Below are 18,848 nucleotides of genomic sequence, written 5' to 3'. Positions count from 1 at the left end.
AGGGCGGAACATGAATCGTGACCACAATCATCCCGATGATGCCGCCAACAACGTCGCCCACCATGACGATGACGGCCACGCGCATGGCGGCGGAGAAGAAATGGGCCTGCGCATTTTCCTGTTTGCCTGCGCCGTCGCGGCTGTTGCCTATGGCGTTTCGTGGCTGCGACCCGAATGGTCACGATGGGCCTATGGCTTGGGCGCAGTGCTTTCGGTGGCACCATTCGCCCGAACGGCGTTCGTCAAGGCGCTGAAGGGCCGCCCGTTCAGCATCGAAACGCTGGTCACGGTGGCGGTGCTGGGCGCGATTCCAATCGACGCCGGGGCCGAGGCCGTTGTCGTGGTAGCGCTGTTCTCGCTGGGCGAACTGCTTGAAGGTTTCGCCGCCGCTCGCGCGCGCTCCGGATTGAGCACGCTGGCAAAGCTGTTGCCATCGCAAGCGGTGATCGAGGTCGATGGCGAGCGGCGCACTGTTGATGTTACAACGCTCAGCATAGGCGCGATCATGCTGGTTTCTGCAGGAGACCGGATCGCCGCCGATGGCCGCATCATCAATGGCAGCTCCGCGCTCGACGATGCGGCGATCACGGGTGAATCACGTCCGGTAGATAAGTCGGTTGGTGCCGATGTCTACGCGGGATCGATTAATGGCGATGGCACCTTGAAAGTCGAGGTGACCAAGGATGCATCGAGCAGCGTGGTGGCAAGGATCGGTGATCTCGTGGCGCAGGCTCAGGCCACAACTGCGCCGACTGCCCGCTTCATCGACAATTTCAGCAGCTGGTATACGCCCGCCGCGATAATCCTGGCGACGCTGATCGCATTGGTGCCTCCTCTTGCCTTTGGGGGTGAATGGGCAACCTGGACCTATCGCGCGTTGACGGTGCTGCTCATCGCCTGCCCCTGCGCGTTGGTGCTTTCAACACCCGCCGCGATTGCCACCGGCATCGCAACGGCTGCGCGCAGCGGCATCTTGATCAAAAGCGGCGAAGCGCTGGAACAGCTCGCCAAGATCGGTATCGCTGCCTTCGACAAGACCGGCACGCTGACGCGCGGACACCCGGTGGTTACCGATGTCGCTGGTGAAAACACGCTGGAAATTGCTGCGGCTGTCGAAACCGGTTTGACGCATCCGGTCGCCAAAGCGATCGTTGCCGAAGCAGAGCGGTTGAAAGTCGCTGTTCCCAAGGCGACCGATGTCACCATAAAGCAAGGCGAAGGCGCTGTCGGCATGGTAGGTGGCAAGCAGGTGGCGCTGTTCAGCCCCCGCGCGGCGGGTTCGCTAAGCGCCGACGTAGCAGCGAGCATCGATGCGCTTGAACGCGCGGGCAAGACGGTCGCGGTGTTGCTGGTGGACGGCAAATATCTGGGTCATATCGCAGTTCGCGATGAAGCACGCGAAGACGCCAAGCCCGCCATCGCGGCCCTCAACGCGCTTGGCATTCGAACGCTGATGCTCAGTGGTGACAATCAGCGCACGGCAACGGCTGTCGCAGAAGGGCTGGGCATGGAAGCCGAGGGCGAATTGATGCCGGCCGACAAACTCAAGCGGATCGAGGCGCTCAAGACTGAAGCGCCGGTCCTGATGGTGGGGGACGGTGTCAACGATGCCCCGGCGCTTGCGACGGCAACACTTGGCCTGGCCATGGGCGGCGGCACCGATGTCGCGATCGAGACCGCCGATGTCGGCCTGCTCAAGGACCGCCTGTGGGGTGTGCCAGATGCCATCCGGTTAGCTCGCAAGACCCGCAAGACGATCTTCGCCAACATCGTCATTGCGGTTGGGCTAAAGCTTGTGTTCCTGGTGCTTGCGGTGTTTGGCATCACCAATCTGTGGACCGCCATCATCGCGGACACGGGGGCCACGATCCTGGTGACGTTCAACGCGCTACTGCTGTTCTGGACCTTTCAGCCTACTGCGGTTGATGAAGGTTCAGTCGCCAGTACGGAAGCGTGAGGATGGCTTATACGACATGCAGCCATGCGGACTGACATCGAAGTTTGCGGGTACGTCCTTAAACAGCGCGTTGTACCAATGCGTCTCACGATTGCTACGGTGAATTTTTCATTTTTTTCGACAAGACTGAAAGCAGATAGCCGCGTGCGGCATCCCGATACCTGCCGTTCCAGAATGTCGACAGAGCAGTCATTCTGGCAATCGGTAGAGTGTGTTCAAGCCTTGCTATCCAGCTCCGCAATCCGCTCCGCACAAACCTCGTGCACAACTTGGCCGAGTTCTTCGACCCGCTGGCCGAGCCAAGCCAACTCGACATCGCTGATTCGGTAATGCTTCGAATATCGCGCCTTGACATAGGCTTCCTTGAGTTTCTCAAAAAGCGCGCGGTGCCTGCGATTATCGGCGGGCCAGACGTATGTTAGGCGTCGGTCTAGCCGCTCGGCTTGGGTGCGCAAAAAGCCGAGGTTATGAACGTGCGGTGTGTAGAAGGTGCAGACCAGCAACACGCAGTGGTACAGGCGCTCTGTTGCTTGATGAAGATTGAAGGCAGCTTCCTTCAAGCCTCCCTCTGATATCAAGTGGTTTGAAGCGCTCTGAAATCGAGCCGCGCTCGGAAACCACTCCTCAAAATATTCCTTCGCCATCGCCAGCGCCTGCTTTGGCGTTTTGGGTTTGGGCGTGTGCAGTTCCGTGTCGTCGCTCTGGTAAAGCGCAACACCCTCTTTGGCGACATCTATGAAGAAGTAGCGGCCATGGGCGAGCCCGTCGTTCACTTCCTGCAGGGTATGGACGATGAAGTTGACCGGCGTGCTGAGCGTGCCGGTGATGCCATATTCGCGCATCAGCCGGTCATCGAGCTTGGCCCAGTACTTGACCCGGTCCGTCAGCCGCTTGTCGCTTACGATGATCAGCAGGTCGAAGTCAGACTTGTAGCCCTTGGCGGTGTGCGGCTCATCGATCCACCCGCCGCGCGCATAGGAGCCGTAGAGGATGACCTTGAGGATCCGCCCGGCCTTCTTCCATTCGTGCTTGGCCAGCGCGAAGGCGTCTTCGAATTCCTCGAACAGGATCTGCACCACGCGCTCAAGTTCACGCTGCTTTTTGGCCGGAAGATGATCGAGGTCGGTGCGCATCAGACGCTCATGCTAGCAGAGTAGAACAGGACCTGCCCAGTGGGGCCACCGCAAAATGAGCCACAATTGTGGTATTCGTGGTGCCAGAAACCGTTGCTTGATCTGCGCCGAGACTTTTCGCATCGCACCACTTCATGATCGCGGTTGGATGCAGTTTGTCACGTGTACTCCCAAGCTCCGGCGAGGAGACTCCACCGCAATGGGCGACACACGAATTTGCGAGCCACAATCGTATGTGGGAACTGATGAGGGAATGCGCAAAAGTCAAACTGAAGATAACAGATGAATATCATCATGTTAATAGAGGTTGACTGGGTCGTGTTGACAAAAGACTTCAACCATAGCCTTGCCGCTGCAAGGTTGAGGAAGCTCTCGAAGGATAAGACAGTCTTGTCATAACGGGTGGCGATGCGCCGTTGTTGCTTGAGTTTGCCGAACATGCGTTCGACGCGGTTGCGATCTTTGTAGCGCCGATAATCGGGATGGACCGGTGCCTTCCGGTTCGAGCGTGGCGGAATGATGGGCAGAATGCCGCGCATGAGCAGGTTTTCGCGGAACCTGTCGCCATCGTAGCCCTTGTCGGCCAGCAGAGCCTTGGGCTTGGGTAACGGCAGGGCCATCAGGTCGTCGGCGGCCGTATAATCCGATGCCTCGCCGCCGGTCAGGATGAAGCCGATAGGGAGGCCTTGATTGTCGCAGCGGGCGTGGACTTTGCTCGTAAAGCCGCCGCGTGATCGACCAAAAGCCTGCGCAACAGCCCCCCTTTTCCGCCCGCTGCCGAGACATGGCCGCGAACTGTGGTGCTGTCGATCATGTGCTGCCAGTCGTCGGTGAGGCCCAGATCGACCAGCGTTTGCAGCAGAGCATCCCAGACGCCTTGCTCAGCCCAGCGCCGGAACCGGACATAGACCGAGTTCCACTTGCCATAGCGCTCGTGCATGTCGCGCCAGGGGCAGCCGACCCGCAACACATGAAGCATACCATTGAGAAAACGCCGGTTATCGCCGGCCGGTCGCGCCCATCGCCCACGCTCAGGCGGCAGCAGCGTCCCGATCAAACCCCATTCTTCGTCCGACAAATCCCCACGGCCCATGACTGCTCCCCAAAGAGCAGCCTTGAATCAGAACTCAAGCCGTTTGGGAATCCCTTTTGTCAACACGGCCTGGATGCCCCGCGATCATCGGTGTGTTCCCCAACATCTCACCGAATGATCGTCCAGTCTGTTCCGAAATCAACGGCTTCCATCCGTGCTTCCGGGCATTTTCCATTCTCACAGCAAGGTCCAGTTCGGGCCGGCTCCAGGCGACTTGGCTTATTGTGAAAGCTCAGGGCGGCATGGCGTACTGAATTGGCTTTACCTCCGGGCACAATTCAAGATTTCCATACTGTTAAACCACGGTGTTTCCAATAGGCACATTTCCGGAGAGATGGTATATTTCATCTTAATTTCAACATGTTCATCATCGCAACTGTCCTTTGAGCAGGGCGCGGTAACCGCCGTTCATCAGAGATGTTGCTTCATTGACGAGACGCTGCGTCCGCCGCCTTTCGGACGATGTCTTCCACTCGGCGGCACTTGCAAACCTTGTGCGGGGATAGACGATCAACTGGCCGATTTCCCGGATCAGATTGGGATTGCCGGCGTTGTCCGCGAGATAGTCGAGAATCCTCAGCATCAGATTGAGTCTGCTGCACTGAAACGGGGTCGGGAACAGGCAGTTGGGACCGGGATATGAAGGCGAGTCCCGTAATGAATGGTGAAGCCATTGCAGCGCAGCGATGCGGACAGCGATCAGGTTATCGGTTTGAATGACGCAGTTCAATCCGGCATCCGGTGGAGAATTGTCGAGGCACAGCCGCAAAGGACCTTGTGGATTAGCGAGCACGAGGTGGCGCAGCCCGTCAATTGTCTGATCCAGCAGCGCCGCGCGGCCAGCTATGATCTGGTCAAGCTTCAATGCCACAGCTCCAGGAGTTGCCTGCTCGAGGATTACGATTGCAGGCGACAATTCCGTGCACCAAGCCGCGGGGGCCATATCAGCCGGTACGTCTGGCTGGCATGGGAAACATCAGGCCCCAGGTTCGGGCCATCTCCTTTGCTTCCCTGGGCAGCGTGTCGGGCGCCATCGCTTCAGAGATCCTGGCATATTGCGCCCGATACTCCCGGTTCCGTCGCAGGAACTCCTGCGCGAAGCCGGTGAAATCCAGCACCGGTAGCCTTTGCTTTGCTTCAGACCCCGTCGACACTTGCTTCCCTCCGGCACATGCGGAGGTTGTCGAGGATCAGGTCGGTTGCTCACATTCCGGACCTTGGGCAGGGCACTGCCCAGATTTTGGCAGGTTTCGTGCCTGGGGCCGCGGGAGCGGAAGGGACTTGGTCAGGCTGCTTTGGCAGTGTCGGAATGGAGAGAGGACTGCGCTGCGAGCCTACTCGAGGCCTGGCGGAAGCTTACCTCAGTGATAACTTCACCCACCTGCGAGAGAATTGAAACGATGTGATCATTCCAAAGGCCCAGCGCGTCGCGTTTCTCTGCCTTCCAATCATGCCGTTGATATATGCCAGCGACCCCAGCACGGGAGCCGCCAACATGGTTCAGCACGGCTTCGGTAACCTCGAATCGGACGCCTAGCCGCTGGAAACCTGTTGCGAGTGTTCGGCGAAGGTCGTGAAGGCGCCACGGTGCAATCGGATCACCCCCATCTTCACATACCAAGCGATCAAGTTTCTTCTTGCCCTTATCGTAGGCGGTGAATCCCCCGCCCGTTGACGTGGGAAATATCTTCCCTCGGCGGGGCCAGTTTTCTCCGCCCGCAATTCCATCCAAAACATCGACAGCAAGGGTGTTCAAGGGTATACGATTTGGCTCGCCATTCTTCGCGCGATCACCAGGAAGTGTCCACATCAGCTCACCTCGGTCGAGTTCCTCCCAGGAGAGCGACGCCACTTCTTCTCGGCGTTGCCCGGTCACAATCAACAGTCGGACAATTGGGCCAAAGCAGCGGTGGGTCTTGTATGTCTGATTCCACACTCGCCCCAGTTCAACATCCGACAGCCAGCGGTCTCGAGCTTTTACGGGCGGCGGCGTCTCCATGCCCTCCATCGGGCTTCGCTCGATGTCGCCGCGACTGATAGCCCAACGGAACAAGCGTCGCAGGACAGCAAATACATTACGTCTGTTTGCGACCTGCGGGCCGGGCATCCGGTCGAATACCGATACGACATCTGCTCGTGTGATCTTGGGGAGTGGCTTCGATCCAAAGACCGGCAATACATGGATCCGAAATGAGCGCTCGACCAGAGTCTTCCAGCCCTTGCCGACGCAGGATTTCTCGAAGCGGTCTGCATAATTGTTGAAGGCCAGATCGATAGCTTCTCGGCGTCGTTGCTTTTCAACTTCGACGGGGTCGATTCCTTGCGCAATTAGCAACGAGACACGTTGGGCTTCATCCCGCGCAGTCGTCGGTGTCCACGGCGAACCATGGCTCCCTATCGTGTAGCGCCTTGTTCTGGCTTCACGTCCGCCCATGCGGAATTGCAAGATGTATGAGACAGCGCCTGACTTGGTGATTTTGGCACCGAAGCCTTTGAGGCTATCGTCCCATAAAATGCCTTCCGCACCGAACGAGATCAGTGCATCGACTGACCTCTTTGTAATTTTTCCACTCGCCATTTTTGCTCTCCAAACCCGGCGTCCAGCAATCACCCAGCAATCACCCAGCAATCACCGGGCAATCACCGAGGCGGAAATTGCCGCCAAGGGTTGAGAAGCGTAGCGTAGATAAGCTATTGCGATAACGCGGTTTTTCTACGCCAGACCTACCCTTAAATACGCCTAAATTTGAAGTACCAGACTTCGTGGCCGTAAACCGTGCGGGCCTTGGTCTCGTAGCGGGTTTCCGGCCAGCCCCCCGGACGCTTCAGGAAGTCCTCCGGCTTTTCGCCCAGCCAGTCGAACTGGTGCTTGTGGCGGCGCATCACCATCAGCGCGTGGCGCAAATAAACCGCGTGGTCGGTGCCAAAGCGGAATTCGCCGCCGGGCTTCAGCTTGGCCGCGAACAGGTCAACCGGGCCATCGTTCATCATCCGGCGCTTGGCATGGCGGGCCTTGGGCCAGGGGTCGGGATGGAGCAGGTAAAGAAAGCTCAGCGCGCCGTCGGGAATTCGTCGCAGCACTTCCAGCGCATCGCCGTGATGGATGCGGACATTGCCTAGCGGCGGATTTGCGCCGTTATCGCCGTCGACATGGGTCAGGGCCTGGGCGACGCCGTTAAGGAAAGGCTCAGCGCCGATGAAGCCGTGATCGGGCAGCATGTCGGCACGGAAAGCCATGTGTTCGCCGCCGCCAAAGCCGATTTCGAAGTGCAGCGGACGATCATCGCCAAACAGCACCTGCGAAGTGATCGGCCCTTCGGCAGGCATGGCAATGCGCGGCAGAAGAGTATCGACCAAACCCTGCTGTCCAGCGCGGAGTGGTTTACCCTTGGCGCGGCCGTAGAGCCGGTTGAGCGTTGTCGGGTCACCAGATTTGTGCGCTGTCATGGGGCGGGCGTTTGGCAGTCGGCCCGGCAAGGGTCAAGATTGCGCTGTGAGCCGCAATTCCGCAGACAAAAAAATTGTGATAGACGCCCTGCATGGCCTGTGGTGAGCAAGGGCCATGTCGGCCCATCATCGCCTGCCTGTGTCGCTTGATCGTCTTACGGACAAGGAGCTGGAAATCCTCCGACTTCTCGCGGCTGGGCATACCGTCAAGTCTATTGCTGCCCGCTTGGGTCGGTCAGAAACCTCGATCAACGAGCGTCTGCGCGACGCTCGGCGCAAGACCGGGGTTGGCAGCAGCCGTGAATTGGCGAGATTGCTAGACACCCAGAAAAATTGGGACAACAAATTCGATCTATCTCGGCAGGGGTCTTCCTTCGACGAACCATTACCGCCCGCATGCGACGGGCGCCGAAAGTCGAAGGGAATTAAGATCATGCTTATCACAATGCCTGTTGTGGCGCTTGGGCTCGTCATCATGTCCGAAGGGTCGATGGATCAATCCACGTCCCCGCCGGTCGCTTACGCGGCCGCATCGCTGCAAATTCCCCTGGTCGGCAAATGGGCACTTGATGTCGATCGAATTCCCGCCGGGGAACGGCCACGCCGGGTAACCTTTGATTTCCGCGTAGCACCGGACGATCGATGGACAACACACGTCGAAATCGTCGCTCCCGATGGTTCCGTACAGCACGCTGAATCAACGGCCATGCCTAATGGCAAGCCCGCCCCGATCAGCGGGAATATGGATTTAATTGACACTGTTTCCCTGCGCCGTCCTGCGACGGACACTCTGGTGATGACGCTGGGAAAGAACGGCGCACCGGTCTCAACGCGGGTATATACGGTCGCCAAGGATGGCAAATCGATGACCGAAACCATCATTTGGGCCAACAACGGCATCCCGAAACTTGAAACGACGCATTTCAACCGAGTTCTATGATGCCGCAATGCAAGCGGCCCGCCTCCCCCAGAGACGGGCCGCTGCCCCCAACTGGACCGCGTTGCCGCGGTCCGGTATCTTTCCTCAGGCGGCTTCGGCCTGGGCGTCAGGATCGCGCAGCACATAGCCGCGGCCCCAAACGGTTTCGATGTAGTTTTCACCGCCGCAGGCATGGGCAAGTTTCTTGCGCAGCTTGCAGATGAACACGTCGATGATCTTGAGTTCGGGTTCGTCCATGCCGCCATAAAGGTGGTTCAGGAACATTTCCTTGGTCAGCGTGGTGCCCTTGCGCAGCGACAGCAGTTCGAGCATCGCGTATTCCTTGCCCGTGAGGTGGACGCGGGCGCTATCAACTTCGACGGTCTTGGCGTCGAGGTTGACCGAAAGCTTTCCGGTGCGGATGACCGACTGCGAATGGCCCTTCGAACGGCGCACAACCGCGTGGATACGGGCAACCAGTTCTTCGCGGTGGAACGGCTTGGTGACGTAATCGTCCGCGCCAAAGCCGAAAGAGCGCACCTTCGAATCCATTTCCGAAATGCCCGACAGGATTAGGACCGGCGTCTGCACCTTGGCCACGCGCAGCTTCTTGAGCACGTCATAGCCGTGCATGTCCGGCAGGTTCAGGTCGAGCAGGATGATATCGTAATCATACAGCTTGCCCAGATCGAGGCCTTCCTCGCCCAGATCGGTAGAATAGACGTTAAACCCTTCGGTCGTGAGCATAAGCTCAATTGCACGAGCCGTAGTTGGTTCGTCTTCGATCAAAAGCACTCGCATGGGTGATTCCCCTTTGCCCCGAAACCTTGGCAACACCTCGGTAAGTGGTGTTTCCAGCAATTAACCATAGGACCTATGAAGAGGAAAGGTTAATTTAGCGTAAATGAAGGGAATCCGGCGAGTCGCGTGATTTTAGTCGTGCAGGGCAAAGTCGGCCTCAGCCCTCGATTACGCGTGTTTCCGGATGGTGCCGGTCCAGATGCGCGCGAATTATTTTCAGGTTGCGCGTGTTCGAACGGTAAAGAAAATCGAACAGGTCACCCGCCACGGGAATCGTCCCAATCGCGGTATCGAAGCCGATATTGGCGATCATGCGCCACTGCTTCCAGCGCGGCAGGCCCAGGTTGCGGGCCTCCCAGACGGCATAGATGCCCATCATCGCGGTCAGCAGATCGCCGGCGAAGGGGATCAGGCCGACAATGGCATCAAGCCCGACCTTGCTCCGCAAGACCGGGATCGTCACGACGCGTTCGAGGATCCTTTCCATCGCTTCGATGCGCTGGCGCACGTCGGCAGGACTGGTGCCGAGCGGGATCTGCATCTCCATGCGGCGTGCGGTCTTGGGAAGTTCCATCGTCAGCAACCCTCTGTCAGCCCCTGCAGATGCGGGCGCCTGCCCTTACTTGGGGCGGCGGGCAATCGGCGACAAGGGGTGATAGCCGCGCGGATTGATGGCAAAGCCGGGTTGCGGATCGCGCACCAGCGACCAGCGGATCGGGTTGCCCAGCGGGATATAGGCGTTGGCCAGGGTCAACTGAGCCTCGGCCTCTGACAGGAACTCGGCGCGCTTGGCGGGGTCGGTTTCGGCCCGGGCATCGGCGGCGCGCAGGTCGGCCGCCGTGCTGCACAGTGTCCGTCCCGATGCACAGGCGAACTGGTTAAGGAACCAGTCGGCACGATTATAGCGCGCCACGTTGTCAACCAGCCGCAGGTCCGCAGAGCCAGCGATGTTAACGCGCCTTGCGGTAATGCCGATCGCTGCGAAATCGGATTGCAGGCGGGCAAAAAGCACATCGGCGCCAATCCCGGCGGGCAATGCGATACGCAGTTCGGGCAATTTTCCGCCTTTCGTGGCGCGCGCGAAGCGTTGGCTCGCGGTTGCCCGCCGCGTGGCCATGTCGCTGTTTGTCCATCGCTCCGAGATACCGGCGGCGGCATCGGCTACGCCGGGCGGAATGATCCGCGATGTCGGGACCCAGCCCGGCAATGCCAGGTCGATTGCGAGCGCGTCACGGTCGATCGCCATGGCCAGCGCTTCACGTAGCTCCGCCTTGCCGAGCAAGCCATCGCTGCTGCTGACGGTCAATCCGAACAGGCCGACAGCCGGATCGATGCGCAGGAACCGCTGCGACAGCCCTGAGACCGCGCGTCCGGCCGCATAGTCCGAAAGCGTGCCGCCCAGGACTATATCGGTCTCCTTGTCATTGAACGCCTTTGCTGCGCGCTCACTTGTCATGGGCTTTAGGAAGAGGCTGCGTACCGAGCCGTCCCATTGCGGATCGGCAGGCAGGGCCCGCTTTTCCGGGGGCACCGGTCGCAGCAGCCCGCCGCCCTTCGCTTTGCGGAACTGGAACTCGCCGGCACCCCTGCCGCGGTCAAGCAAGGCCAGTTCAGGCTGAGCCAGCAGGTCGAGCAGGTCAGGCATCGGGTGCGACAGCCGGATTTCCAGGACGCGCCCGGTCATTGCGCGGACTTCGGAAATCCCGTCAAGATCGAGCGCCAATGCCGTTCCCTTGAGGCTGGCGAGCGTCTGGCGCAACGCATCGCGTGCCTTTTCGCCGGTCACTTCGCCGCCGCCGGCATCGCTGCCTTCGCGCAGACGGAAGATATAGGACATGCCGTCGTCGGTCACGATCCAGCGATCGGCGAGCGCCGGCACGACACGGTCCTCGGCATCGAAGGCAACCAGCCCTTCGGTTGTTGCGGCGCGAACCATTCGTCCGGCATCGGACAGCCGCACGCCTGTTTGGGAAAGATCCGCCGCATCGGCAATGATGGCCACCGGGATCTCGTCCTCGTCGGGCGACGTGCAGGCGGAAAGTCCGGCCAGGGCGACGCCGGTGAGGAAATCGAGCAGGACTGGGCGGCGGGGCATCGGATCAGGGTTAGGCTGGCCAGCTGCAAACCTCAAGCAGGGGCGCTCAGATCTTGCGCAGCGGGCCTTCGCTGCGCGCGGCGAGCGCCGCGTTGGGGCGGTGGATCAGCAGGCCATCGTTCGCAGCTTTCGTCGCTTGCGGCGCGCGGGCAAGCTTGGGATCGATTTCTTCGCGAAAGGCAATGCCGAAGCGGCTTTCCTGCACCCAGGCGATCGATCCTTCGACCCAGCCGATATTGCGCAGGTTCACCCAGACGACGAGCCCGCGCATCGCCAGCACGGCGCCTTCGGCCATCATCCCGCCGGCGGAAAGGTTGCGCATTTTCACGCGGTGCAGGGCCTGTTCCCCGTCGATACGCAGTTCGACGAGAACGAACAGGCTGTCGCGCGCAATTTGCCGGTTGTCGGCCTCGGCCATGATGCTCGTCTATTCCTCCGCACAAATCGCCAGACCTCCGTGCAAACGGAAGCCGATAGTACGCCATGCGTCGCAATTAGCGCGGTGACGGCAAACAACCCGTTAATGATTTTTACAGGCGTAACCCCGGGTGCAAATAAATTTGCTCAATCGTCGCGCGAAACCTTTTCGCGCCGCTCGTGCGCCTGCTGTGCCTCGACGGTCATGGTTGCGATCGGACGGGCAATCAGACGGCCGAGGCCTATCGGCTCACCAGTGACCTCGCAATAACCGTATTCGCCTTCCTCGATGCGGCGCACGGCCGAATCAATCTTGGCGATCAGCTTGCGCTGGCGGTCGCGGGTGCGCAGTTCGATGCCCCAATCGGTCTCGCTCGATGCGCGATCATTGAGGTCGGGCTCGCGGATCGGGCCTTCCTGCAAGTGCTGCAGGGTATCGGCCGAAGAATCCAGGATCGCCCGTTTCCACGCCTGCAACAGGCGTCGGAAGTAGTCGAGCTGCGGCTCGGACATGTAGTCTTCATTTTCCGAAGGGACGTAGTCGCCAGCAAGGGCGCGTTTGGCCTTGGCCAGAATGTCGATATCGTCAGCCAGAATACTGGGCATCGGTAATCCTTTTCCTCCCGAGAGGTCGCCCGGCGAAGGGCCCTGCAGCCCCGGATTTTTCCGATGACTGCCCTGCCGCCATTGTGAGCGGGCCTATAGTGATCGCCCCTGTCTCGCACAAGCGGCAAACGCCGTGGAAATACGGCCCTGCACTTTTTAACCTTTGCGTTAACCTTTTGTTATCCATGATCGCCCAGCTTGCACCTCATCGGCGGACAAAAAGGGGTTCCGCCTCAAGGGGGTACGAAGGATGAGCGCAGTTTGGACCAAGCCGGTCGAATTCAGCCCGGCCGACGAAACCGATACCGACATTCTGGTGGCGAGCTGCCTTGCTGCCGCCACACAGGGCGACCTTTCCGCCTACTTCGATCTGGGCGTTGCCTATTCGACCGGAAGCCACGGCGCGCCGTGCGACCTGATCGAGGCGCACAAGTGGTTCAATCTCGCAGCCGTTGCCGGTTACGAGGATGCCGCTCATTGCCGGGCCGACATTTCGGATGAAATGACCGCTCGCGAAATCGCCGAAGCTCAGCGCCGCGCCCGCGAATGGATCGCTGCGACCAGCCGCAAGGCCGCCTAGACCTGATCCTTCCGGAACGGGGTCCTCTGGCCGAGCCACAACTGCTCGCTTGCGACCCCGGTTCGCTCTTTCTCGAGAAAATCGGCGATCGCTTCCCGGAAGCCGGGGTGGACGATATGATGCGCTGACCAGGTCTGCACCGGGGCATAGCCGCGAGCCAGTTTGTGACCGCCCTGCGCACCGGCCTCGACCCGCGCCAGACCCAGCTCGATCGCCGCGTCGATTGCCTGATAATAGCACAGCTCGAAATGAAGGAAGGGCTTGTCGAGCAGCGCGCCCCAATAGCGCCCGTAAAGCGCGTCACCGCCGATGAAGTTGAGCGCGCCCGCCACCGGAGTGCCGTCAATCTCGGCCATGACCAGCAGAACCTTGTCCGCCATGCGCTCGCCGATCAGGCTGAATGCCTCTCGCGTCAGATAGGGCCTGCCCCACTTGCGCGCGCCAGTGTCCTGATAAAAGTTCCAGAAGGCATCCCAGTGATGCTCCTTGATATCGGCCCCGCTCAGACGGCGGATTGTCACCCCATCCTGCGCGGCGCGGCGCTCTTTGCGCAGACCCTTGCGCTTGGCCGAGGACAGTACGGCAAGGAAATCGTCGAAGCTGGCATAGCCATCGTTCTGCCAGTGGAACTGGATATCGCTGCGCAGCAACCAGCCGGCGTCCTCAAACAGCGGCAACTGGGCGGGGTCGATGAAGGTGGCGTGGGCGGATGACAGCCCGTTCTGTGCGCAGACCTGTTCAGCGGCGCGCAGCAGGAACGGGGCAAGGCCGGAATCGCGGGTCAAGATCCTTGGCCCGGTCGCAGGCGTGAAAGGGACGGCGATCTGCAGCTTCGGATAATAGGATCCGCCCGCCCGGTGCCAGGCATCGGCCCAAGCGTGGTCGAAGACATACTCGCCCTGGCTGTGCTCCTTGGTATAGGCTGGCAGGGCTCCGGAGAGGCCGGCTTCACCGCTCAGCAGCAGCGGCGCCGGGGTCCAGCCGCTTGACCCGCCAACGCTCCCGGACTCCTCAAGGAGCGTCAGGAAGGCGTGAGAAACGAACGGGTTCGTCCCATCATGCAGGGCGTCCCAGTCAGCCGCGGCGACCTGGCCGACGGACCCGGCCAGCCGAATTTCCGCTGCACCTTCGGTCATCCCACGCCCGCGCCCTCTGCAATCGGGGCGTCTGCATGGTGCGCGGCGCGCTCGCGGAGTTCGGTGCTGCGCACGGTCCAGGTGGCAACAGGAATGCCGCGCTTGCGCTGGCTGGCGGCGAACCGGCTCGGCAGGTCGCGGATGTCATATGCAAGGAAATCGGGCTTCGCCAGCCACAGCCAGAGATGGCGGCGGATCCGGCCGACCAGCGCCTTGTCATTCTCTTCGGTGACGACCAGTCCGCGTGGGGTAAGCGGGGCATGGCGGGCAAACCACGAGCCAACCCGCGGATCGAAGCTCATGATGGCATGCGGCCCACGATAGCCTTCCAGTGCGCGGCGGACCGCCAGGCAGATCGCCGGGACCGGGCGCTTGCGCTTGGACTTGATCTCGATGAGGATTGGCACTGCACCGCTGATCTGGTCCAGCACTGCACGGAGCGATGGAATGGTATCCGTACTGCCCGAAAGCATGATCGCACCCAACTGCGCGCTGCTGCGGACGTTTATCGGGCCTTGCTCTGCGGTCAGCCGGTCGAGTTCGAAATCGTGGAAGACCATGGCCTGATCGTCGCTCGATTTCTGGACGTCGCACTCGATGCCCCAGCCGCGTGCCTTGGCGGCGGCGAAGGCGGACGGGCTGTTTTCCGGCAGGCCATCGCCGTGCAGTCCGCGATGGGCAAAGCGCGCGCCCGGCAGCCAGCCCACCCGGCTTACGCGCGGGGCCGGTGCCAGCCAGCGATCAAGCGGGGTTAACAGCGACAATCGCATCAACCTCCACAGCCGCGCCCAGCGGCAGGCAGGGAACGCCGACCGCGCTGCGCGCGTGCTTGCCGGCATCGCCGAACACTGCGACCATCAGTTCGGATGCACCGTTGATCACCTTGGGCTGGTCGGTGAAGTCACCCGCCGCATTGACGAACCCGCCAAGCTTCACGACGCGCTCAACCCGCGAGAGCGACCCCAGCGCGGCCTTGAGCTGTGCGAGGATCATCAGCGCGCAGGCCTGAGCCGCGGCATTGCCCTGTTCGACCGAAACGTCTTCGCCCAATCGGCCGGTCACCAGCTTGCCATCAATGAACGGCAACTGGCCGGACACGTGGGCCAGCCCGCCTGCCACGACTACGGGAATATAGGCGGCAACAGGCGCGGCTGCCACGGGAAGGACAAGGCCGAGTTCGGCCAGGCGGCTTTCGATTTCGCTATCAGTCATGGCTCTCTCCGTAGAGCTTTCCGGCAATCCAGGGCAAGGCTTCGTTCCAGTTGTCGATCCGGGCGTGAGCCATGCCAGATTCGTGCGCGCAGGGGATATGCGGCGACAGCAACGGTTCGCCGCAGAGGTGCAGGCGGTGGACGTCGGGGGCCAGGTCGGCAACCGAACCGTGGTGGTGGTGAATGTCGTCGATGAACAGCGCCCGGCTGGGACGATATTCGGCGAGGATCTTTTGCAGCGCTGGCCCCTTTGGCCCCTGATTGGTGAACACCTTCAGGCTGAGACCGTGTGAGAGCAGTTGGGCCGTGCGCGCCTCGTTGAAATGGTCCTGCAGGTTGGTGAGTACGACCACGTCAGCTTCGCGTCCGATCTCGCCGATTGCCTCTATCGCGCCCGCAATAGGATACTGGCGGTCCATTTCGGTCTCGAAGAAGGCACCAAGCAGCCGCCAGGTCTCCTTCTGGGGAACCAGTTCGCCGTTGGCGATGTAATGCACAGCCTTGGCGAAATCGTTGCCGTTCCAGTGGAAATCGATGCCGTGGAATTCGGCCAACCAGTCGCGGAACGGCTTGACCATGTGCAGCAGGACTTCGTCGCAATCGGTAATCAGCAGGGGGCGGGTCAAGCATTCAGCCTTTCAGACGCGGCGGCAAGGACTTGCGGTTCAACGCCCAGTGCGTCGCTTGCCGCGATCAGGTCGGGCTCATGGGCGCAGAGGAAGTCGAGCACCGCGCACAAGACGGCGGAATCGCCGAGTCCGGCGCGCAGTTCCTCGGGTGCCATGCCGGTCAGGTCCATCAGCCGCTGGCGGCGGTCTTCGTCGCCCAGCACCCAGACGAGCGCGGACAGGGCCAGCACCTGCGGGTCGGCATCGGGGGATTTGGGATCGCGCAGAATTGCCAGTCACTCCGTTCCAAGGTTAGAAGACGCGCATGGCAAAGCGCATCCTCGTTGTCGAGGACAACGACCTCAACCGCAAGTTGTTCTGCGACGTCCTGAAAAGCCAGGGCTACGTGGTCGAACCCGTGGCCGATGGCCATGTCGCCTTGCAAAGGGCGCGCGAATTCGTGCCCAACCTGATCATCATGGACATCCAGCTGGCCGACGTTTCGGGTGTCGAACTGATCGAACAGGCCAAGCGCGATCCGATCCTGCGACCGATCCCGGTGCTGGCCGTCACCGCCTATGCCGGCAAGGGCGACGAGGACCGCATTCGCGACGCCGGGGCCGAGGGCTACCTCGCCAAGCCGGTGTCGATCGGCCCGTTCATGGCGGCGGTGAAGGGGCTGGTCGAGCGCACCGTGTGAGCGCGCCCCCGATCAGTCGGTCTTGAATCCGTCGTGGCACTTCTTGCAGGTTCCGCCAGCCTGCTTGACCGCTTCCTGCAAGCCGACAACCGGCTGACCAGCGGCAAAGCCGTCGGCGGCCGCCAGCAGCTTGACCGACGAGTCCTGGAACGCGGTCATTACCGTGCGGAATTCGTCAGGCTTGGTCCAGACATCGGCCTTGGCATCGGTCTTGAGGCCGGCATCCGGCCCGCTGCCGGCGGGGAACCAGCCTGGCATGTCCTTGGCCTTGGCCGCGACAGTTGCAGCGGCGGCGCGGACCTTCTGGGCATCGGGTGCCTGGGCCTTCAGCTCGTCGCCGATCGTCTTGAATGCGTCGCCCAATGCTTCGAAATTCTCGTGCCGCGCATCGGCTGCCCGGCCGCCGGGCGTATCGGGATTGCCGCAGGCGGATAGTGCCAGCAGGGGGGCGAGAATGGCGATGGCACTAAGGGAATTGCGCATTAGTGGTCCTTTCAGGTCGGCGGCGACACCACCGGGAACAGGATGAAATCGGACCTTGGTTCCCGGCCTTGCGCCAGTGATGCCTGCAGATGGCGCGCTTGCCAAGGCTTGACATTTGGCCGCCAGCGCCGCTTTTCGGCCTCAATCGTTGGCCAAGGGGCCGGTGAATTCGCAACTGCAGATTTCGGGAGCACCTTAACTGATGGACCGCCAAGCCACCGATGAGAAGATTCGTGAGCTGCTCGATCCCTTCAACAAGAAGAACGTCGAGGTTACCGACGCGACGACCTTTGCCGAGGATCTTGAGCTCGACAGCCTGTCGGTGATGGATTTCGTCGCCGCCATCGAGGATGAATTCGACATCATCATATCGATGAACCAGCAGGCCGAGATCGAGAATTACGGCCAGCTCGTCGATGCTGTGGTGAAGCTTCAGGCATGACCGATCTGTTTTCCAAATTCGACCCGCTGATCGAGCTGCGGACCAACCTGCTGTCCGCCGGCCAGACCGATCCCTTCGGCATGGTCATGGAAAAAGTGCTCTCCCCCACCGTGGCGATTTGCAACGGGCGCGAGACGATCCTGCTCGGCACTTACAACTACATGGGCATGACTTTTGATCCGGATGTCATTGCATCGGGCAAGAAAGCGCTTGAAGAATTCGGTGCCGGCACCACCGGAAGCCGTGTCCTCAACGGCACTTATGTTGGACACCGTGCGGTCGAGGAAGCGCTCTGCGATTTCTACGGCATGAAGCACGCCATGGTCTTCTCGACCGGATACCAGGCAAACCTCGGGATAATTTCCACGGTTGCCGGCAAGGGCGACTACATCGTTCTCGACATCGATAGCCATGCCTCGATCTGGGATGGCTGCAAGCTGGGCGATGCCGAAGTCGTGCCGTTCAAGCACAACGATATCGAGGCGATGGAAAAGCGCCTGAAACGCATTCCCGAAGGCGCCGGCAAGCTGGTCATCCTCGAGGGCGTCTATTCGATGCTCGGCGATATTGCCCCGCTCAAGGAAATGATCCGCGTCGCCAAGGAAAACGGCGCGATGGTGCTGGTCGACGAGGCGCACTCGATGGGCTTCATCGGCCCCAATGGTCGCGGCGTGGCAGAGGATCAGGGCTGTCTCGACGATGTCGACTTCGTCATCGGCACATTCTCCAAGTCGGTCGGCACGGTCGGCGGCTTCTGCGTTTCCAACCACCCGAAGTTCGAGATCCTGCGGCTGGTCTGCCGTCCCTACGTCTTCACCGCGAGCCTGCCGCCCAGCGTTGTCGCCACGGCCTGCACCTCGATCCGCAAGCTGATGCACGCCGGCGACAAGCGCGCGCACCTCTGGGAAAATTCGAAGACGCTGCACAAGGGGCTGAAGGACGCCGGCTTCCAGCTCGGCACCGATGAGCCGCAAAGCGCGATCATCTCGGTGATCATGCCTGATCTTGAGCGCGGCGCGGCGATGTGGGAGGCCCTGCTCAACGAAGGGCTCTATGTGAACCTTGCCCGTCCGCCTGCAACGCCTGCCAACATGACCCTGCTGCGCTGCTCGCTTTGCGCCGAACACACGGCCGAGCAGGTCCGGACTATCATCGGCATGTTCAAGCGCGCCGGCGCCGCAGCGGGCATCCTCGGCTGAACCTCGGGGTGGCCCGACGTA

Annotated in this window: 22 protein-coding genes and 1 pseudogene; 6 read left to right on the top strand and 17 right to left on the bottom strand. The window is 61.0% G+C overall.

The window, feature by feature from the left end; all coding sequences use genetic code 11:
* Window positions 1-10 precede the first annotated feature (10 nt).
* Complete coding sequence (locus WG900_RS12075; RefSeq protein WP_339967403.1) at window positions 11-1,957, top strand: heavy metal translocating P-type ATPase; 1,947 nt, start codon at window positions 11-13, stop codon at window positions 1,955-1,957.
* 215 nt (window positions 1,958-2,172) lie between these two features.
* Here WG900_RS12075 and WG900_RS12070 read toward each other — a convergent pair whose 3' ends face one another.
* The 6 genes and pseudogenes from WG900_RS12070 to trmB form a co-directional block, all read right to left on the bottom strand.
* Window positions 2,173-3,090 (bottom strand): nucleotidyltransferase and HEPN domain-containing protein, encoded by a 918-nt coding sequence (locus WG900_RS12070; protein ID WP_339967402.1) that lies wholly within the window; start codon window positions 3,088-3,090, stop codon window positions 2,173-2,175.
* Between the two features lie 158 nt (window positions 3,091-3,248).
* A pseudogene (locus WG900_RS12065) lies at window positions 3,249-4,183 on the bottom strand (IS5 family transposase).
* 367 nt (window positions 4,184-4,550) lie between these two features.
* Complete coding sequence (locus tag WG900_RS12060; protein WP_339967401.1) at window positions 4,551-5,048, bottom strand: DUF2285 domain-containing protein; 498 nt, start codon at window positions 5,046-5,048, stop codon at window positions 4,551-4,553.
* Between the two features lie 79 nt (window positions 5,049-5,127).
* Window positions 5,128-5,337: a transcriptional regulator domain-containing protein gene (locus WG900_RS12055; RefSeq protein WP_339967400.1), complete on the bottom strand. Its 210-nt coding sequence runs from the start codon at window positions 5,335-5,337 to the stop codon at window positions 5,128-5,130.
* Between the two features lie 131 nt (window positions 5,338-5,468).
* Window positions 5,469-6,761, bottom strand: a complete 1,293-nt coding sequence (locus WG900_RS12050) for a tyrosine-type recombinase/integrase (RefSeq protein WP_339967398.1) — start codon at window positions 6,759-6,761, stop codon at window positions 5,469-5,471.
* Between the two features lie 152 nt (window positions 6,762-6,913).
* A complete protein-coding gene (trmB, locus tag WG900_RS12045) occupies window positions 6,914-7,630 on the bottom strand; it encodes a tRNA (guanine(46)-N(7))-methyltransferase TrmB (protein ID WP_339967396.1) in 717 nt (238 codons plus the stop codon).
* A 115-nt stretch (window positions 7,631-7,745) separates the two neighbouring features.
* Between trmB and WG900_RS12040 the strand changes: the two genes are divergently transcribed.
* Window positions 7,746-8,570, top strand: coding sequence for a helix-turn-helix domain-containing protein (locus tag WG900_RS12040; protein WP_339967394.1), 825 nt, complete (start codon window positions 7,746-7,748; stop codon window positions 8,568-8,570).
* An 84-nt stretch (window positions 8,571-8,654) separates the two neighbouring features.
* Here the strand turns inward: WG900_RS12040 and ctrA are convergent, their stop codons facing one another.
* The 5 genes from ctrA to dksA form a co-directional block, all read right to left on the bottom strand.
* Window positions 8,655-9,350, bottom strand: coding sequence for a response regulator transcription factor CtrA (ctrA, locus tag WG900_RS12035; RefSeq protein ID WP_264414075.1), 696 nt, complete (start codon window positions 9,348-9,350; stop codon window positions 8,655-8,657).
* Window positions 9,351-9,507: 157 nt separating this feature from the next.
* On the bottom strand, window positions 9,508-9,924 hold the full coding sequence (locus tag WG900_RS12030; RefSeq protein WP_339967392.1) for a DUF4112 domain-containing protein: 417 nt from the start codon (window positions 9,922-9,924) through the stop codon (window positions 9,508-9,510).
* A 45-nt stretch (window positions 9,925-9,969) separates the two neighbouring features.
* Window positions 9,970-11,445, bottom strand: a complete 1,476-nt coding sequence (locus WG900_RS12025; RefSeq protein WP_339967391.1) for an ABC transporter substrate-binding protein — start codon at window positions 11,443-11,445, stop codon at window positions 9,970-9,972.
* 46 nt (window positions 11,446-11,491) lie between these two features.
* Window positions 11,492-11,863 carry a PilZ domain-containing protein gene (locus WG900_RS12020; RefSeq protein WP_339967389.1) on the bottom strand — a complete coding sequence of 124 codons (372 nt, stop codon included), beginning with the start codon at window positions 11,861-11,863 and terminating at the stop codon, window positions 11,492-11,494.
* A gap of 146 nt (window positions 11,864-12,009) precedes the next feature.
* Entirely contained in the window at window positions 12,010-12,468 is a 459-nt protein-coding gene (dksA, locus tag WG900_RS12015; protein WP_339967388.1) for an RNA polymerase-binding protein DksA, read from the bottom strand.
* Window positions 12,469-12,718: 250 nt separating this feature from the next.
* On the opposite strand from dksA, the gene WG900_RS12010 reads away from it, so the two are divergent.
* Complete coding sequence (locus tag WG900_RS12010; RefSeq protein WP_339967386.1) at window positions 12,719-13,048, top strand: SEL1-like repeat protein; 330 nt, start codon at window positions 12,719-12,721, stop codon at window positions 13,046-13,048.
* Here WG900_RS12010 and WG900_RS12005 read toward each other — a convergent pair.
* Genes WG900_RS12005 through WG900_RS11985 form a run of 5 tightly spaced genes read right to left on the bottom strand, consistent with a single transcriptional unit; the run spans window position 13,045 to window position 16,254 of the window.
* Window positions 13,045-14,184, bottom strand: coding sequence for a GNAT family N-acetyltransferase (locus tag WG900_RS12005; RefSeq protein WP_339967385.1), 1,140 nt, complete (start codon window positions 14,182-14,184; stop codon window positions 13,045-13,047). The two genes, WG900_RS12010 and WG900_RS12005, sit on opposite strands and share 4 nt — an antisense overlap.
* Complete coding sequence (locus WG900_RS12000; protein WP_339967383.1) at window positions 14,181-14,954, bottom strand: glycerophosphodiester phosphodiesterase family protein; 774 nt, start codon at window positions 14,952-14,954, stop codon at window positions 14,181-14,183. Before WG900_RS12000 ends, WG900_RS12005 begins: the two co-directional genes overlap by 4 nt.
* Window positions 14,926-15,396 (bottom strand): RidA family protein, encoded by a 471-nt coding sequence (locus WG900_RS11995; protein WP_339967381.1) that lies wholly within the window; start codon window positions 15,394-15,396, stop codon window positions 14,926-14,928. The genes WG900_RS12000 and WG900_RS11995 overlap by 29 nt, the downstream gene beginning before the upstream one ends.
* On the bottom strand, window positions 15,389-16,021 hold the full coding sequence (locus tag WG900_RS11990; RefSeq protein ID WP_339967379.1) for an HAD family hydrolase: 633 nt from the start codon (window positions 16,019-16,021) through the stop codon (window positions 15,389-15,391). Before WG900_RS11990 ends, WG900_RS11995 begins: the two co-directional genes overlap by 8 nt.
* The gene (locus WG900_RS11985) at window positions 16,018-16,254 is read right to left on the bottom strand and encodes a DUF3572 family protein (RefSeq protein WP_339967378.1); all 237 of its coding nucleotides are present in this window, start codon (window positions 16,252-16,254) and stop codon (window positions 16,018-16,020) included. Before WG900_RS11985 ends, WG900_RS11990 begins: the two co-directional genes overlap by 4 nt.
* 74 nt (window positions 16,255-16,328) lie before the next feature.
* Between WG900_RS11985 and WG900_RS11980 the strand changes: the two genes are divergently transcribed.
* Entirely contained in the window at window positions 16,329-16,703 is a 375-nt protein-coding gene (locus WG900_RS11980) for a response regulator (RefSeq protein ID WP_339967377.1), read from the top strand.
* A gap of 12 nt (window positions 16,704-16,715) precedes the next feature.
* Here the strand turns inward: WG900_RS11980 and WG900_RS11975 are convergent, their stop codons facing one another.
* On the bottom strand, window positions 16,716-17,186 hold the full coding sequence (locus WG900_RS11975; RefSeq protein WP_339967376.1) for a c-type cytochrome: 471 nt from the start codon (window positions 17,184-17,186) through the stop codon (window positions 16,716-16,718).
* Window positions 17,187-17,388: 202 nt separating this feature from the next.
* Between WG900_RS11975 and WG900_RS11970 the strand changes: the two genes are divergently transcribed.
* Window positions 17,389-17,628 carry an acyl carrier protein gene (locus tag WG900_RS11970; protein ID WP_339967375.1) on the top strand — a complete coding sequence of 80 codons (240 nt, stop codon included), beginning with the start codon at window positions 17,389-17,391 and terminating at the stop codon, window positions 17,626-17,628.
* On the top strand, window positions 17,625-18,827 hold the full coding sequence (gene spt, locus WG900_RS11965; protein WP_339967373.1) for a serine palmitoyltransferase: 1,203 nt from the start codon (window positions 17,625-17,627) through the stop codon (window positions 18,825-18,827). The genes WG900_RS11970 and spt overlap by 4 nt, the downstream gene beginning before the upstream one ends.
* Window positions 18,828-18,848 lie beyond the last annotated feature (21 nt).

The sequence above is a fragment of the Novosphingobium aquae genome (genome assembly GCF_037572715.1).
Taxonomy (GTDB): Bacteria; Pseudomonadota; Alphaproteobacteria; order Sphingomonadales; family Sphingomonadaceae; genus Novosphingobium; species Novosphingobium aquae.
This window is presented reverse-complemented; position numbering and strand designations above follow the sequence as displayed.

Coding starts and splice junctions, on each gene's coding strand:
- WG900_RS12075 (WP_339967403.1), top strand. CDS start 11: ATGAATCGTGACCACAATCATCCCGATGATGCCGCCAACAACGTCGCC.
- WG900_RS12010 (WP_339967386.1), top strand. CDS start 12,719: ATGAGCGCAGTTTGGACCAAGCCGGTCGAATTCAGCCCGGCCGACGAA.
- WG900_RS12030 (WP_339967392.1), bottom strand. CDS start 9,924: ATGGAACTTCCCAAGACCGCACGCCGCATGGAGATGCAGATCCCGCTC.
- spt (WP_339967373.1), top strand. CDS start 17,625: ATGACCGATCTGTTTTCCAAATTCGACCCGCTGATCGAGCTGCGGACC.
- WG900_RS11995 (WP_339967381.1), bottom strand. CDS start 15,396: ATGACTGATAGCGAAATCGAAAGCCGCCTGGCCGAACTCGGCCTTGTC.
- WG900_RS12070 (WP_339967402.1), bottom strand. CDS start 3,090: ATGCGCACCGACCTCGATCATCTTCCGGCCAAAAAGCAGCGTGAACTT.
- WG900_RS11975 (WP_339967376.1), bottom strand. CDS start 17,186: ATGCGCAATTCCCTTAGTGCCATCGCCATTCTCGCCCCCCTGCTGGCA.
- WG900_RS12000 (WP_339967383.1), bottom strand. CDS start 14,954: ATGCGATTGTCGCTGTTAACCCCGCTTGATCGCTGGCTGGCACCGGCC.
- WG900_RS12040 (WP_339967394.1), top strand. CDS start 7,746: ATGTCGGCCCATCATCGCCTGCCTGTGTCGCTTGATCGTCTTACGGAC.
- WG900_RS12025 (WP_339967391.1), bottom strand. CDS start 11,445: ATGCCCCGCCGCCCAGTCCTGCTCGATTTCCTCACCGGCGTCGCCCTG.
- WG900_RS12050 (WP_339967398.1), bottom strand. CDS start 6,761: ATGGCGAGTGGAAAAATTACAAAGAGGTCAGTCGATGCACTGATCTCG.
- dksA (WP_339967388.1), bottom strand. CDS start 12,468: ATGCCCAGTATTCTGGCTGACGATATCGACATTCTGGCCAAGGCCAAA.
- WG900_RS12005 (WP_339967385.1), bottom strand. CDS start 14,184: ATGACCGAAGGTGCAGCGGAAATTCGGCTGGCCGGGTCCGTCGGCCAG.
- WG900_RS12020 (WP_339967389.1), bottom strand. CDS start 11,863: ATGGCCGAGGCCGACAACCGGCAAATTGCGCGCGACAGCCTGTTCGTT.
- WG900_RS11980 (WP_339967377.1), top strand. CDS start 16,329: ATGGCAAAGCGCATCCTCGTTGTCGAGGACAACGACCTCAACCGCAAG.
- ctrA (WP_264414075.1), bottom strand. CDS start 9,350: ATGCGAGTGCTTTTGATCGAAGACGAACCAACTACGGCTCGTGCAATT.
- WG900_RS11970 (WP_339967375.1), top strand. CDS start 17,389: ATGGACCGCCAAGCCACCGATGAGAAGATTCGTGAGCTGCTCGATCCC.
- trmB (WP_339967396.1), bottom strand. CDS start 7,630: ATGACAGCGCACAAATCTGGTGACCCGACAACGCTCAACCGGCTCTAC.